We start from the raw sequence: 16,061 nt of genomic DNA on the forward strand, positions 1-16,061 counted from the left end.
TGAAAGCAAAATCTTATTAAATATCTTGACGCTCGAAATCTGCTGTTTCCTCTTCGAGCTGAAAAGCATCATGCAACGCATTTACTGCTTTTCCTAGGTCCTCTTGTTTAACCAAAACCCAGATGGTTGTATGGCTGTCAGCGGACTGAAGGATGCGAATGCCTTTTTCAGATAAAGCTGTTACAATTTTTGAAGTTACACCCGGGACTCCTGCCATTCCTGCTCCGACAACCGAAACCTTAGCGCAATGTCTCTCAATTTGCGGAGTGTGTCCCAATCCTTCTAATAATTTTACAGCCCGGTCAGTCATTTCATCCAGGACGGTGTAGACCACTCCATTTGGTGAAATATTAATAAAATCTACACTGATATTTTCATTGGCCATCGCCTTGAAAACCTCAGATTGGAGATTGTACTGGTCTTTTTTAGCAAAAACCTTTATTTGGCTAACATTTGAAACATGCGCAATTCCTGTTACAGGACGTTCCTTTATATCGGTTCCTTTATTTTCCCTATTAAAGGTAGTGACCAGTGTGCCAAGCCCTTCTGAATAAGTGGACCTGATTCTGATTGGAACCTTTGCCTGCATAGCAATCTCAACGGCACGGGGGGTGGATTACCTTTGCTCCCTGGTAGGCCATATTGCATACTTCGGTATATGTTACCACGGAAAGTGGCCGTGCGTTTTCTGCAATTCTAGGATCCGCTGTCATGATTCCCTCTACATCGGTAAAAATGTCAATCCACTCTGCGTTTAACGCTGCGCCAAGTGCTGCAGCCGATGTATCACTGCCGCCCCTGCCGATTGTTGTCACGTCCCCATTTTTTGCAGCTCCCTGGAACCCTGCCACGACGACAACGTCAACCTGTTCCAGTTCTCTCAGCAAACGATCGCACTTCATATCAAGTATCCTTGCGTTGGTATGCTCGCTATTTGTCCTGAATCCCGCCTGGGCACCAGTAAGCGCAGTCGCATTGATACCATTATCAAGCAGCATATTGGTAAAAACGACACTGGAAATGGTTTCACCGCAAGATAGCAGGAGATCATGCTCCCGCTTGCTGATCTTGCTGTCACTTCCACCTAGCAGGCTGAGGAGTGTGTCAGTAGCGTACGGATCTCCCTTTCTGCCCATCGCAGAAACGACTACCACCCCTTTGTACCCATCTGCGATTGCCTTCTTAATGTGACTCAGCGCTTGGATCCGGCTTTGTTCATCTCGGACAGATGTACCGCCAAATTTTTGAACAATTATTTTCATCGTAACACCTCAGAATTTCTGTCATTAAATCAATTATGTGTTTACTTTACTATTCCAAGCTTTACTAGACTCTCAGCAATCTGGACTGAGTTCCATGCAGCACCTTTTAACAGGTTGTCAGAAACAACCCACATATGGAAGCCCTTTTCGTTGTCCAGATCTTTTCTTATTCTGCCAACGAAAACGTCATTTTTGCCAACGCAGAAAGCAGGCATTGGATACAGCTGCTGATGAGGATCGTCTTGCAGGACAACTCCTGGTGCATCAGACAAAAGTTCTTTTACATCAGCTGCTGAAACACCGTCCTGGCCAATTTCAATGTACACTGACTCTGAGTGACCCGTGCCAACCGGCAGACGTACGCAAGTTGCCGCAACCTGCAGTCCAGGCATGTGCATGATTTTCTTCGTTTCATTGATCATTTTCATTTCTTCATACGTAAAACCATTATCTACGAATGTATCGATCTGCGGGATCGCATTGAATGCAATCTGGTAATGCTTATCTGCTGATTTTACCGGGAGGATCTTTGGTTCATATTCTTCTCCATTCAAGATTGCCTGAGTCTGCTCCTCCAGCTCCTCGACAGCTGCTGCACCTGCACCAGATACTGCCTGGTATGTGGATACGATAATCTTTTCCAGACCGTGCTTTTTCCGTAGTGGCTCCAAGGCTACGACCATCTGGATCGTGGAGCAATTCGGGTTAGCTATGATTCCATTGTGTGAGTGCAAATCCTCTTCATTTACTTCAGGAACGACTAACGGTGTGTTCTCATCCATGCGGAATGCACTTGTGTTATCAACCACGATCGCTCCGCGTTTGACTGCCTCTGGTGCCAGTTCCTTTGAAACACTTCCACCAGCGCTGAACAGGGCGATATCTACGCCTTCAAAACTTTCGGGCTTGGCTTCCTGAACCGTCAGCTCTTTGTCTTTATATTGAACCTTTGTACCAGCCGATCTTGATGATGACAGCAATAATAGCTCAGAAACAGGGAAGTCCCTGCTTTCAAGCGTCTGGATCATCTGCTGTCCAACTGCTCCTGTTGCTCCAACTACTGCTACTCGGTAACCTTTTCTCTCTGACATTGCTGTTTCCCCTTCCACTACTATTATCGTTTTTATCCCTAGCATATTTGCTGAGGTTGTTTGAACCATAAGTATAAAACGGCGGTTTATTCGAACAGCTTAAGCACCCTGAACAGACCCAAAAAGCGACTTTAGGGACTATACACTACTCTTAGTAAAAAAGTTAATATTTTTTTTTTAGAGTTAAAATGACCGCCTAGTATATTATCCTATATTTTATCATAATCAAACATTAAGAAAAGAAACATTTTGCTTCACTGCCGGAGAAAAGCACTTCCAAATTGATTTTGATGTGTTCGTGACTGGTTTTCCTTTGATTGTTGCATTCCGGATCAACTCTTGTTCCTGGCTTTTATTTAAATTCCAGACTCTTTTCTTCAAACCTGATAGAATATTATAGATCATTATAACCTCAGAGCAACAAGGTTTAGAAAAGAGTCTGGAGATAAGCTTTAATTATCCTTATAGCGTTCGACTAAAACTGGCTGCAGTTGCTTGCCATTCATTGCTTCAATTATGGTATCAGAAAGCATACCCATTCTTGCTACCATCGAATTTGGCTTTTTCTCAGGGTCATCCTGGCCAAATGGAATCATGTAAATATTCTTGGTCGCCATAAGCCTCATAAGGTTAATGCCATTCAGCCCTAATGCATCGTTAGTGGAGATTCCAAGGACCACTGGCTTTTGGTTCCTTAGTGTTGCTTTCGCAGCCATCAAAACTGGTGAATCCGTCATGGCATTGGCGAACTTGCTCATGGAGTTACCTGTAAGCGGCGCAATGACCATGCAATCAAGAGGGATTTTGGGACCTAGAGGTTCTGCCTTTACAATCGAATCAATCACTTTATTACCTGTTAGCTCTTCAATCCGCTGTACCCAATCTTCACCTTTGCCAAAACGTGTTTCTGTATTTTTAACAGTGGATGTGACGACAGGTAAAACTTCAGCACCTGCATTCACTAATTTTTCAATTTCTGGAAAAACAGCGTCGTACGTACAATGTGAACCTGTCAATCCAAAACCAATCTTCTTGCCTTTTAAACTCATACTTCTTTCTCCTTTCGGTTTAAAAAGTCTTCCATAAGCAGCTGAGAAAGAACATTCGCCAAAATTTGTCCCGCTGTTTTCGGGGCAACGATTCCTGGCAATCCAGGTGCAAGCAATGCTTTGATTCCACGTTTTTCTGCATAGCGAAAATCCGTTCCACCTGGTTTGGATGCAAGGTCGATGATCAAAGTATGAGCAGGCATCCTCGAAATGACGGAAGCATTAACGATTTGATGTGGAATCGTATTGATGCAAATATCGGTATCCGTAACCGCCTTGCCTATATCGGATAAAAGGAACGGCTCAAATCCCATTTCCGTAATCCTTGCAATGTGTTCACTTTTTCGGGCTCCCACCTTCACCTTTGCTCCGAGGGCGTGAAAGGTTCTCGCAACACTCATCCCAACTCTTCCCAGCCCGAGAACAGCTACCTTCGAACCATGAATGGTGAAATCCGTATGTTGAATTGCCATCATGATCGTTCCTTCGACCGTCGGGATCGAATTATATATTGCAACATCATCACGAGCGAATAACTGTACAAGTTTCCTGTTTGCTTGATTTGTAATCCCGGTTAAATAAGAATTACTAATGCCTGAATAAACTGTGCAATGTTCAGGAGTCTTTTCAAGCATTTCTTTTATTAGGACTACTTTTTCATTCGAAAAAATGGTCTCGACCTGACCCTCCATACTCGTGCCTGGCACAGGCAGGATTAAAGCATCTTGTACGGAAAAATCAACTTCATCTATCTTTTCTTTTGAGGCACCTGTAAAAGCATGATCCAACTGCTCGAAGCCTATTAAAGAAAGCTTTGCATCAAGCTCTGTCAGCTTGCGAATAATCTCCAGCTGTCTCGCATCACCGCCGATAACCGCGATTTGCATTCCTGTCAGCATGAGAACAATCACCTTCTTTTCCATTAATCCTGGAATACATATTTCATTCAATCTGAACTACTTCAACATCATATGTATCAAACCGGGAATAGGTGAGTTTTCCATAAAAGAAAAGCGCCAGCCATATGACCAGCGCTGAAAATTGAATATAAGCTAAGGATTATTCTGTTGTTCTCAAATCAATAATACCTAAATACAAAGGCAAAAAAATAAAGCCGGCTTTAGGCCCGCTTTTACTCTTCGTCATCTGGGATGTCAATGATAATCATATCTGAACCTATTTTTTTAATATGCTTCCATGGGACCCTTACTTCTCCTGATTGCTTGCGGAGGCCAAACCATTTTAAAGACGGAATGATTAAAGCCTCTATTTGACCGGTCCGTTCATTGATTTCCAAATCTGTCTGTCCAAGTACACCCAATCTTTCTGCCCTCTTAACATCGACGATTTCTTTTCCACCAAGTTCACTTAATTTCATGGTGCCCTCCCCCTGTCACTTTGTCCTTATTCTATATGTATCAATCCGGGAAGTTTTTTAGAATACATATCCGTTAAAAAGGGGTATTGTTTACAAGAATTTGCTGTTATAGGTGTAGAGGCCAAGAAATGTCATGATTCCTTCGTTTTCTTGACAGCTTTTCAGTATCAGGGACCAAACCTGTCACGATTCCTTCGTTTTCTTGACAGCTTTTCAGTATCAGTAACAAACCTGTCATGATTCCTTCGTTTTCTTGACAGCTTTTCAGTAGGTAGACCAAACCTGTCACGATTCCTTCGTTTTCTTGACAGCTTTTCAGTAGCTGAGACCAAACCTGTCACGATTCCTTCGTTTTCTTGACAGCTTTTCAGTAGCTGAGACCAAACCTGTCACGATTCCTTCGTTTTCTTGACAGCTTTTCAGTAGCTGAGACCAAACCTGTCACGATTCCTTCGTTTTCTTGACAGCTTTTCAGTAGCTGAGACCAAACCTGTCACGATTCCTTCGTTTTCTTGACAGCTTTTCAGTAGCTGAGACCAAACCTGTCACGATTCCTTCGTTTTCTTGACAGCTTTTCAGTAGCTGAGACCAAACCTGTCACGATTCCTTCATTTTCTTAACAGCTTCTCAGGAGAAGATCATAAAGCTGTCAAGAATCAACCTGTTATTCTACTTTCCTCGGAGCCTGTTAAGGAGTGGTTTAAAAACAGCAGCTTCACATGGAAGCTGCTGTCGATGGGTCCGATATTATAAGTTTGGCAGTTCACCATTTGGACTGATTAACGAAACAGAGTATTTGTCTGTGAAGATACTATTAGCCATGCCGTCAACGCTGTCCTTGGTCACCTGGTCGATTTGTTCGACGATTTCATCAAGGGAGCGGTGTCTTTTCAGCAGAAGTTCATTTTTTCCGTTTCTGCTCATACGGCTGTTTGTGCTTTCAAGGCTTAGCATCAGGCTGCCTTTAAGCTGCTCTTTGCTATTGTTGAGTTCTTTCTCCGTAATTCCTTCTGCGCGCAGCTTTGAGAGTGTGTCTTGGATTGTTTCATATAAAACGCCCAGCTGATTTGCACCTGTCCCGCCATAAATAGTCACCATTCCGCTGTCTCGATAAGCCGAGTGATAGGAAAATACTGAATAAGCCAGGCCTCGTTGCTCACGTACCTCCTGGAACAATCTGCTGCTCATGCTGCCTCCAAGTACATTGTTCAACACAATCAGGCTATAGACGTCTGAATGACCAATTTGCAATCCTTCGAAACCAAGGCAAAGATGCGCTTGTTCAGTTTCTTTTTTCCGGGACGCCTGTGTTGCGTGGAACGCTGGTTTCTCATACTCTATTTCCTCTTTGCTCGCTTCATATGAGCCAAAGAATTTTTCAGCATTCTTAATGAAAGATTCCGGAACATTCCCAGCAATGGAAATGACCACGTTGTCCGGTCTGTAAGTATCATGCATATACTGCTCCAATTTTTCTCCTGTAAAAGTTTGGAGCGTGCCTTCCGTACCAAGGATTGGGTATCCCAGTGGATGGTCACCATATACAGCCTGACTAAGCAAATCATGCACGATATCATCAGGTGTATCTTCATACATCTTGATTTCTTCATTTACAACGTTCTTCTCTTTATTAAGCTCCTCTGAATCAAAGGTAGAATTGAAGAACATATCCGCTAATACTTCTAGAGCATATTGTGCATGGTTATCTAACACCTTTGCGTAGTAGCAGGTATATTCCTTCGAAGTGAATGCATTCACCTGTCCGCCAATGCTGTCAAAGGACTCAGCGATTTCTCTGGCAGATCTGGTTTTCGTGCCCTTGAAAAACATATGCTCAAGGAAATGGGAAATCCCATTATTCTCTGGGTTTTCATTACGGGAGCCCGTTCCAATCCATACTCCGATTGCGACAGAACGGACAGTTGGAATTTGTTCTAGTACGATTCTTACACCGTTTTGGCATGTATATTTCTTTATCATTATATTCCTCCTCTGGAACCTGCTGCTAAAACATCTGCATTTACTTAGTATAGTCCATTTAACTTACTTTTTCCAAATACAATGTTATTCTTTCATTTTTTTTGCCGATACTATCCGATTTTCACTCAACATATTTGATACTGTTCCAATTTGCAGGTCTATATCTTTTATTTGTGTGATCAATTCGTCGAGTGAAGCAGCCGTCGACTCTGTTGGATGCATTAAAATCATTGCTCCATTGTGAACCTTCCCCATCACCCTGTTGATCAGTTGATCCTGAGAGGGTTTTTGCCAATCGATTGTATCTACGCTCCACATGACAGTGCCTAATCTATGGGCTGCGGCAATCTCAACTACCTCGTCCTTGTAATACCCGCTGGGTGGAGCGAACCATTTGGTTTTCACGCCGGTCACCGCTTCAATAACTTCATTTGTCCTCTTGATCTCTTCGTTGATTTTAGGAGCAGAAAGCTCTTTCATGTTTGGATGCGTATATGAATGATTTCCTATCTCGTGTCCTGCATCAGCGATCATTTTTGCCATACCCGGATTATTCTTCACCCATCGTCCTTCAAGAAAAAAGCTTGCGGTCACATTATGCTTCTTTAATGTTGCCAGCATCCCCGTTAAATACTCATTTCCCCAGGCTACATTGACAATAAAACTCACCATTGGCTTTTCTGGATGTCCTTTATAAATTGCCATAGGCGGCAAATCACTCAGATGGATTTCAGGGGGAACCTGTTTAAAGACTAGCTTTTCCGGATCAAATTCCCCTTCCTTCTCCATCTTGCTATATGATTTTTTTACATCTACTTTAAGACCGTTGTAGCCGGGGATTACCTTCCAGACCGGATCCTTCCTCGCATCAGATGGTTCAATTTCATATTCTTTTGCTTTCATTTCTATTTCTGACATCAATGAGTTCTCAATCCCTGTCACCGCAACTGTCCCTGCTTTTAGCCCCGTAACATATGTATTAGAGAATGGATTATTCACCATGATCCAGCCTGCGATCAACATGACAGAAATTAATTGGAATTTTCTCATTTAATGTGCCTCCTCTTCTGTTAGGCCTCTTTGTATAATCGGCTTTGGTCAATAATAATTTCTATTGTAAGCACAAAAAGGGTCTTATTTTAAGTTTATGAAACAGAAGGACAAGGTAGAACGGAAGACTATTGTGAGCCACCAAAGAAAAGAGATAGGAATGACTAATGAGATGCTGCGGATGGGCCTGGGTTGTAAAAAATAATTTGTGAAAAAATCAAAAAAAGGCCGGGGCTGCCCCCGACCTTTACAATATTAAGATTGTTTTTCAGCTTTTTCACGCTGTTCTTTTAATACTGCCTTGCGTGAAAGATTAACTCTTCCTTGCTTATCGATTTCAGTGACCTTAACCAGAAGCTCATCTCCCAGCTTAAGGACATCTTCAACTTTTCCTACCCGCTCTTCAGCAAGCTCGGAAATGTGTACTAAACCGTCTTTTCCAGGGAAGATTTCCACGAACGCACCAAACTTTTCAATGCGGCGGACTTTACCAAGATACATCTCTCCAACTTCGACTTCACGGACGATATCTTCAATGATTTTCTTGGCTTTTTGGATCATTTCTTCGTCTACTGAACCAATAAACACCGTACCATCTTGTTCGATATCAATCTTTACGCCAGTTTCTTCAATGATTTTATTGATTTGTTTTCCGCTTGGTCCAATGACGTCGCGGATTTTATCCGGCTTGATCCACATCGTAATGATTTTCGGAGCATATTGTGATAGTTGTTCACGTGGTTCTTTAATAGTTGCAAGCATTGATTCAAGAATATGCATACGGCCTTTTTTCGCCTGTTGTAAAGCTTCCTCAAGAATCTCACGGGACAATCCATCAATTTTAATATCCATCTGCAGGGCTGTAACACCTTTTGCAGTTCCGGCTACTTTGAAGTCCATGTCACCAAGGTGGTCTTCCATACCCTGGATATCAGAAAGAATAGAGTAGTGTTCTCCTGATTTGATTAGACCCATTGCGATACCAGCTACCGGTGCTTTAATAGGCACACCAGCATCCATCAAAGCTAATGTACTTGCACAAATACTAGCCTGTGAAGTAGATCCATTTGATTCAAGAACTTCAGATACTAGGCGGACTGTATATGGAAAGTCTTTTTCATTAGGGATAACAGGTTCAAGTGCACGTTCACCGAGAGCACCGTGCCCAATTTCGCGTCGGACTGGTCCGCGAATCGGTCCAGTTTCACCTACAGAGAATAAAGGGAAATTGTAATGGTGCATAAAACGTTTTTCTTCTTCGATTCCAAGACCATCAAGGATTTGGACATCACCCATTGCTCCAAGTGTACAGATGCTTAGAGCCTGTGTTTGTCCCCTTGTGAATAACCCTGAACCATGAGTTCGCGGAAGCAACCCTACTTCTGAAGAAAGTGGGCGGATTTCGTCGACTCCACGGCCGTCTGGACGTACCTTTTCTTCTGTAATCAAGCGGCGGACTTCACCTTTGACGATTTTATCAAGAATCTGTTTCACCATTTTAAGCTGATCTGCATCCGCTTCCTGCTCTTCATATCGACCAACAACGGTATTTTTCACTTCTTTGATTGCGTCTTCGCGTGCATGCTTTTCTTGTACCTGGATTGCAGCCAGCATGTCTTGTTCACAAATTCCGCGCACTTCAGCTTCTAATTCTTTATCAATTTCAAAGAGCGTAATTTCGCGCTTCTCTTTACCTACCTGTGCTACGATTTCCTGTTGGAAAGCAATCAGGCGCTTGATTTCGTCATGTCCGAACATGATCGCTTCAAGCATTACTTCTTCAGGAACTTCATCAGCCCCTGCTTCAACCATGTTGATCGCATCCATTGTACCTGCAACGACAAGATGCATATCGCTCTTTTCCGTTTCTTCAACAGATGGATTGATAACGAACTTCCCATCAATCCTTCCTACTGTAACCCCAGCAATTGGGCCTTCAAACGGAATATCGGAAACACATAAAGCCAGTGATGATCCGAACATTGCAGCCATTTCAGATGAGCAATTCTGATCCACACTCATAACGATGCTGATAACCTGGACATCATTACGGAATCCATCTGCAAATAGAGGACGGATTGGACGGTCGATTAGACGGCTTGCAAGAATAGCTTTTTCGCTTGGCCGTCCTTCACGCTTAATAAAGCCCCCAGGAATTTTTCCGACAGCATATAGTCTTTCTTCATAGTTAACAGTCAAAGGGAAGAAATCTAAATTCTTCGGTTCTTTTGACGCAGTCGCTGTACTCAATACAGCGGTATCTCCATAACGGACAAGGACTGCACCATTTGCCTGCTTTGCAAGCTGTCCAATTTCAACAGTTAACTTGCGTCCTGCCCAGTCAAAGGAAAAAATTTGTTTTTCTTGTTCCATGCTTTTTAGCCCCTCTCTAACACTAAATACACCCCGGCTTTGCCTGGGAATTTATAACTTCATAAGTATTAACTATTACACTTAGATTAGTGTCCAGCTCCAACGCTTAGCCAGTTTTTCTCCCCGAAATCGCTCCTCGAGCATCTTGCGGGAAACGGTCGCTTTGAGCAGCTCTTGTCCGGGCTGACCATTGCGCTTGCGCTTTTCTTTAAAAGCATATCTTATATCAAATATACCTTTATAATGAATGATAAAAACATGAACTAGCCAATCCTGCCTAATTGGATAAGGTTGTCCATTAAGGCAAGCAACGGCTTTCATATAAAAAGTCTTTTATGTTATATTATGCTCCAAAAAGGAGCGCTTAATATCAATCAAATGTATGTACGCAACAAAAAAATTGCCTAATAAAAAAGCGGGATAAATCCCGCTTTTACAGACTATCTACGTAGACCAAGCTTGTTGATTAACTCGCGGTAACGAGCAACATCCTTGTTACGAAGGTACGTCAAAAGATTACGACGCTTACCTACCATTTTCAATAGACCGCGACGTGAGTGGTGGTCCTTCTTGTGAACGCGCAAGTGATCGTTCAAAGTGTTGATTTCTGCAGTAAGGACAGCGATTTGAACTTCTGGAGATCCAGTATCACTTTCGTGAGTCTTGAATTCATTGATAAGTTCGTTTTTACGTTCTTTTGTGATTGCCATCCGTTTCACCTCCAATTAGTTATCCCCTGTTACCGAGCAAGCGTCGGTGACTCGACTTGCCAAGCAAAGGTTCTTTTTTGATACGTTAATAAGAATACATCTTTTTACGACAAAAAGCAAGTCTAACCCTTGTTTTTTTCAAAGTAGAGCAATGCTTCTTGCTTATCTTTTTCGATTTGGGCGACAAGTTGCTGTATTCCCTCGAATTTCCGCTCACTTCTAAGGCGGAGGTGCCATTCTATCAATGATGATTCCCCGTAGATCTCTTTATTAAAATCGAAGATGTGGACTTCGACTGATGGTTTGTCCTTTTTCTCTCTGTGGAAGGTTGGTTTGTAGCCGACATTGCAGACACCTTCATGCCATGCGCCTTCAACCTGGATCTTAACGGCGTACACTCCTGTAGGCGGAAGAATGTACTGGTCTTCCATCTGGACATTAGCCGTCGGAAAACCAATTGTGCGCCCGCGGCGTTCTCCATTTATAACCGTTCCCTTTGTGGTATAAAATCTCCCAAGCAATGCTGGCATCTCTTCCACTTTCCCATCTCTTAAAAAAGTCCGGATCAAAGTAGAGCTAACCTTGTCTTCTTCTTGAGTGGACAGCTTTGATACTACTGTAAAATCGAATTGACCTCTCGAATGGAACTGGATTGTCTCCATATTCCCTTTCCCCATTTTCCCATAAGAATAGTCGAATCCTGCAACGACATGGTGCACATTCAACCCGATGATATATTGATCAACAAATTCCTGGGGCAAAAGACTTGAGAATTCAATTGAGAAGTTGACAACAAACAAATAATCCACACCCATATCCCCGATTATGCGAGTTTTATCATCTAAGGGTGTTATGTATTCCATATGTTGAACGCTTTTTCCAAGAACTACAGAAGGATGAGGATCAAATGTCATCACCGCACTCTTCAGACCTTTTGTTTCAGCCATTTTTTTTGCTTCTTTGATGACTTGCTGATGCCCTAAGTGCACTCCGTCAAAATAGCCCAATGCCATGACCATCGCCGGAAATCCTTCTCTTCTATATTCATTAGGATGGTTTAGATTAATCAATTTCACGATATTACTCACCTTTTCTGACCCAGCTGCTCACTTATAAAAATTATTCGATTATCCTCTTATCTGTAAAAATAAGCATTAATAGTCTACTGCTCATTTCTTAGAACTTTATCAGGCTTCATCACCCCAGGTTTGGTGGGGTGTGCCCTGTAGATTGCGAGCGCTTTTCCGTCTTCTGTTTCTACTACGATAGGGCCATCAACTCCCTTAAAACCCTCCGGGATCGTAAGCAATGCCCCATTTTTCACTTTCTCTGCTACTTTATCATTAATGCGATATTTCGGCAAATAAGAAATACCAGCTTCTAATGGGTGCAGAGCAGCTTCAAGATCGCTTTCTTCGGCTAATTTTTCAAGCTGTCCAAAAGTATAGCAATCCTCAATAGTGAAGTCAGCGGATTGTATTCTAACAAGGGCAGACATATGAGCGGGATAACCCAATTTTTCCCCTATCGTCACTGCCAATGTTCGAATGTATGTCCCCTTGCTGCATGATACCCGGAATTTAAAGCTTACATGTTCACCAGTAAATGAATCCCTGTCATCAAGAAGCTCTATGCCATAGATCGTGACCTTCCTGGTCGGTCTTTCAACTTCAATCCCTTGTCTCGCGTATTCGTATAATTTTTTCCCGTTTACTTTTACAGCTGAATACATCGGAGGGGTTTGCTCAATTACGCCCTCCAGCGACTGCAGGACCTGTAGGATTTCGCCTCTCGTTATGAGCCTGTCCACTATTTTTTCTTCGACCTTCTCACCTGAAGCATCTTCGGTAGTGGTCGTGAATCCAAGCGTGACTTCACCCTCATACGCCTTTCCTGCATCTGTAATGTATTCAGCAATTTTTGTCGCCTTGCCAACACAAATTGGCAATACTCCAGTCACATCAGGATCAAGTGTCCCTGTATGTCCTACCTTTCTTGTTTTTAAAAGTTTCCTGAGCTTAAACACACAATCATGAGAAGTCATTCCCGCTGGTTTAAATAGAGGCAGAATCCCTTCCATTACCTTTACCTCGATTCTTTTATGTATTATTCGTTTTCGACGATTATCGAAAAAAATGGATAGACAAAAGTGTCTATCCATTTTCATATCAAGATCAACGATCAAGGCATTATGTCTATCCGGTTAATCATTGTCCTTTTCTTGCTCTTCTTCTCCAGGCTGTTCATCTCTGTGCAGCTCATGGATTAGCGAATTGATACGATTACCATAAGCCATCGTTTCATCAAATTCAAAGATCAGTTCAGGAGTCTTTCTCAAGCGGATTCGCTGACCAATTTCTGTCCTGATGAAGCCTTTGGCCTTGGCCAATCCTTTAAGAGTGTCTTCCCTCTGTTGTTCGTCGCCTAAAACAGAGATATACACCTTGGCCTGCTGAAGGTCGCCGGTAACCTCGACATCTGTTACTGTTACGAAACCTACTCGCGGATCCTTGATTTTACGGCTGATGATATCGCCTATTTCTTTCTTCATTTGTTCGCCAACACGATTTACTCTATGACCCATTTTCAATCACCTCGTTCTATCAAAGCCATTCTATTTCGGTGATGGTACGTTCGATCTCTGGAAAAGAATCAATCATTTTCAAGGCATTTTGAAGCTCTCTTTCCGTTGACACCTTTGATGCCGATACGGCTGCAACTGCAATTGTTGTCCGCTGCCAAACATCGTGATGATCAACTTCAGAAACCGAAATATTGTACTTCTGCTTCAGCCTTGTAATAATCCGTTGCAATACAGCTCTCTTTTCTTTTAGAGAATGAGCATCATAGATGATGCACTCACAGGCTGCTAAGCCTACTACCATTAACGTTCCACTTCTTCCATGATATATGCTTCAATAACGTCGCCTTCCTTGACGTCTTTAAAGTTTTTAATGGTAATACCGCATTCATACCCCTGAGCTACTTCTTTAGCATCATCCTTGAAGCGTTTTAATGCATCAACTTCCCCTTCAAAGATGACGACTCCGTCACGGATCAAACGAACGCCGCTGTCACGGGTGATTTTCCCATCCGTCACATATGAACCGGCAATTGTTCCAATCTTTGATACTTTAAAGGTCTGGCGGACTTCAGCCTGGCCAATGATCTTTTCAGCATAAACTGGATCAAGCATGCCCTTCATCGCTGATTCGATTTCTTCGATCACTTTGTAGATAATGCGGTGAAGTCGGATATCGACGCTCTCTGATTCTGCAGCGCGCTTGGCATTATTGTCCGGACGGACGTTGAAGCCGATAACGATACCGTTAGAAGCTGCTGCAAGTGTGATGTCAGACTCATTGATCGCACCAACACCAGTGTGAATAATTCTTACATTTACACCTTCCACATCCAGTTTTTGCAATGCTGCTGCAAGTGCTTCAACTGAACCTTGGACGTCGGCTTTGATAATTAGATTTAGGTCTTTCATTTCCCCTTGTTTCATGTGTTCAAACAAAGTATCAAGGCTTACGCGGGCTTTTTCGCTTCTTTGTGCCTGAACAGCCTGCTGTGAACGGATTTCTCCAACCTGGCGGGCAGTTTTTTCATCATCGAATACGACAAAACGATCGCCTGCTTGGGGAACATCGTTCAAACCTGTGATTTCTACTGGAGCTGAAGGACCTGCATCTTTAACACGGCGGCCTAAATCATTTACCATTGCACGAACACGTCCATAGGTATTGCCCACTACTATAGGATCACCTATTTTCAGTGTACCGTTTTGGACAAGCAATGTAGCAACAGAGCCGCGGCCTTTATCAAGCTGGGCTTCGATTACAGTACCGATAGCATTGCGATCAGGGTTTGCCTTATATTCTTCAACTTCACCAACTAGCAAAATCATTTCCAGCAGGTTATCTAATCCTTCTCCTGTCAAGGCAGAAATCGGAACAAAAACTGTTTCGCCGCCCCATGCCTCAGGAACAAGACCGTATTCAGTCAGCTCTTGCATAACACGATCCGGATTTGCAGTCGGTTTATCCATTTTATTAACAGCTACGATAATAGGAACATTGGCAGCTTTCGCATGGTTCAATGCTTCTACAGTCTGAGGCTTTACACCATCATCAGCAGCTACAACCAGGATAGTGATATCAGTAATCTTTGCCCCACGAGCACGCATTGTAGTGAAAGCTGCGTGACCAGGTGTATCAAGGAATGTGATTTTTTTGCCGTTCTCTTCAACCTGGTATGCACCAATGTGCTGCGTGATGCCGCCTGCTTCTCCTGCAGTCACTTTCGTGTTGCGGATTGAATCAAGCAAGGTTGTTTTACCATGGTCAACGTGACCCATAATCGTTACAACTGATGGTCTTTCAATCATGGATGCTTCATCATCTTCTGTGAAATAAACTTCAAGGTCAGTTGTGTCAATCTTGATTTCTTCTTCAACTTCTACACCGTAATCAGTTGCAATCAGTTCAATTGCATCCTTATCAAGGTCCTGGTTGATCGTAGCCATGACACCAAGCATAAATAGCTTTTTGATGATTTCAGAAGGCTCACGATTAAGCTTCTTGGCTAATTCAGCTACTGTCAATGATTCGCTGAAAGTGATCTTTGAAGGAAGCTCCTTAACCTTCTTAGGCTGTTGTGGAGCCTGTTGCTGATTCTGTCTGCCCTTATTCTGGTTTTGCTGGTTTCTATTCTTGTTTTGTTTATTCTTGTTGTTTTTGTTGAAAGGCTGGGAGTTCCCAGGCTTTTTAGCAGCAGCTGAAGTTTTCACCTTCTCAGGAGTTGTTGCACGACGCTCGTCGTCTGAAAAAGCACTAGCTGTTGTCTTAAGCTGAGCTTTTGGCTGTGCCTGGTTGTTATTTTGCTGGTTTTGGGATTGATTGCGATTCTGTCCCTGGTTAGGCTTTTGGCCTTGGTTGCGGTTCTGGGATTGTTTCTGTCCCTGCGAAGCCTTTTGCTGGTTTTGCTGTTGCGGCTTCTCTTCTTTTTTAATAAAAACAGTGTCAAGCTTCTTCACGGTATCATCTTCCATGGCAGTCATGTGGTTAGAAACCTCTATGTTCATTTCTTTTAATTTTATAATCACGTCTTTACTCGATAAATTATGCTTCTTTGCATATTCATAAACGCGTGTTTTACTCATATCT

At 42.8% G+C, this 16,061-nt stretch carries 14 protein-coding genes and 1 pseudogene; all 15 read right to left on the minus strand.

What is annotated here, in order from left to right; translation table 11 throughout:
- Positions 1-16 precede the first annotated feature (16 nt).
- Positions 17-1,262, minus strand: a pseudogene (gene dapG / locus LC048_RS12605) (aspartate kinase).
- Positions 1,263-1,303: 41 nt separating this feature from the next.
- The gene (gene asd / locus LC048_RS12610; protein WP_226600660.1) at positions 1,304-2,353 is read right to left on the minus strand and encodes an aspartate-semialdehyde dehydrogenase; all 1,050 of its coding nucleotides are present in this window, start codon (positions 2,351-2,353) and stop codon (positions 1,304-1,306) included.
- A 452-nt stretch (positions 2,354-2,805) separates the two neighbouring features.
- Entirely contained in the window at positions 2,806-3,402 is a 597-nt protein-coding gene (locus tag LC048_RS12615) for a dipicolinate synthase subunit B (protein ID WP_226600659.1), read from the minus strand.
- On the minus strand, positions 3,399-4,301 hold the full coding sequence (gene dpaA, locus LC048_RS12620; RefSeq protein ID WP_226600717.1) for a dipicolinic acid synthetase subunit A: 903 nt from the start codon (positions 4,299-4,301) through the stop codon (positions 3,399-3,401). Before dpaA ends, LC048_RS12615 begins: the two co-directional genes overlap by 4 nt.
- 233 nt (positions 4,302-4,534) lie before the next feature.
- Positions 4,535-4,780, minus strand: a complete 246-nt coding sequence (locus LC048_RS12625) for a YlmC/YmxH family sporulation protein (protein ID WP_023614840.1) — start codon at positions 4,778-4,780, stop codon at positions 4,535-4,537.
- 747 nt (positions 4,781-5,527) lie between these two features.
- Complete coding sequence (locus LC048_RS12630) at positions 5,528-6,760, minus strand: M16 family metallopeptidase (RefSeq protein WP_226600651.1); 1,233 nt, start codon at positions 6,758-6,760, stop codon at positions 5,528-5,530.
- 84 nt (positions 6,761-6,844) lie between these two features.
- The gene (locus LC048_RS12635; RefSeq protein ID WP_226600650.1) at positions 6,845-7,810 is read right to left on the minus strand and encodes a polysaccharide deacetylase family protein; all 966 of its coding nucleotides are present in this window, start codon (positions 7,808-7,810) and stop codon (positions 6,845-6,847) included.
- 255 nt (positions 7,811-8,065) lie between these two features.
- Positions 8,066-10,183 (minus strand): polyribonucleotide nucleotidyltransferase, encoded by a 2,118-nt coding sequence (pnp, locus tag LC048_RS12640; RefSeq protein ID WP_306047911.1) that lies wholly within the window; start codon positions 10,181-10,183, stop codon positions 8,066-8,068.
- 81 nt (positions 10,184-10,264) lie between these two features.
- A complete protein-coding gene (locus LC048_RS12645; RefSeq protein ID WP_226600648.1) occupies positions 10,265-10,504 on the minus strand; it encodes a hypothetical protein in 240 nt (79 codons plus the stop codon).
- Between the two features lie 119 nt (positions 10,505-10,623).
- Complete coding sequence (gene rpsO, locus LC048_RS12650; RefSeq protein ID WP_023614845.1) at positions 10,624-10,893, minus strand: 30S ribosomal protein S15; 270 nt, start codon at positions 10,891-10,893, stop codon at positions 10,624-10,626.
- A 122-nt stretch (positions 10,894-11,015) separates the two neighbouring features.
- Entirely contained in the window at positions 11,016-11,969 is a 954-nt protein-coding gene (gene ribF / locus LC048_RS12655) for a bifunctional riboflavin kinase/FAD synthetase (RefSeq protein ID WP_306047912.1), read from the minus strand.
- An 86-nt stretch (positions 11,970-12,055) separates the two neighbouring features.
- Positions 12,056-12,973, minus strand: a complete 918-nt coding sequence (truB, locus tag LC048_RS12660; protein ID WP_226600646.1) for a tRNA pseudouridine(55) synthase TruB — start codon at positions 12,971-12,973, stop codon at positions 12,056-12,058.
- A gap of 123 nt (positions 12,974-13,096) precedes the next feature.
- Positions 13,097-13,477, minus strand: coding sequence for a 30S ribosome-binding factor RbfA (rbfA, locus tag LC048_RS12665; protein WP_041967210.1), 381 nt, complete (start codon positions 13,475-13,477; stop codon positions 13,097-13,099).
- 19 nt (positions 13,478-13,496) lie between these two features.
- Positions 13,497-13,778 carry a DUF503 domain-containing protein gene (locus tag LC048_RS12670; RefSeq protein ID WP_041967211.1) on the minus strand — a complete coding sequence of 94 codons (282 nt, stop codon included), beginning with the start codon at positions 13,776-13,778 and terminating at the stop codon, positions 13,497-13,499.
- Positions 13,778-16,057: a translation initiation factor IF-2 gene (gene infB, locus LC048_RS12675; protein ID WP_226600645.1), complete on the minus strand. Its 2,280-nt coding sequence runs from the start codon at positions 16,055-16,057 to the stop codon at positions 13,778-13,780. Before infB ends, LC048_RS12670 begins: the two co-directional genes overlap by 1 nt.
- Between the last annotated feature and the right edge of the window lie 4 nt (positions 16,058-16,061).

Origin of the sequence: Mesobacillus subterraneus, from assembly GCF_020524355.2 — a bacterium.
GTDB classification, from domain to species: domain Bacteria; phylum Bacillota; class Bacilli; order Bacillales; family Cytobacillaceae; genus Mesobacillus; species Mesobacillus subterraneus_C.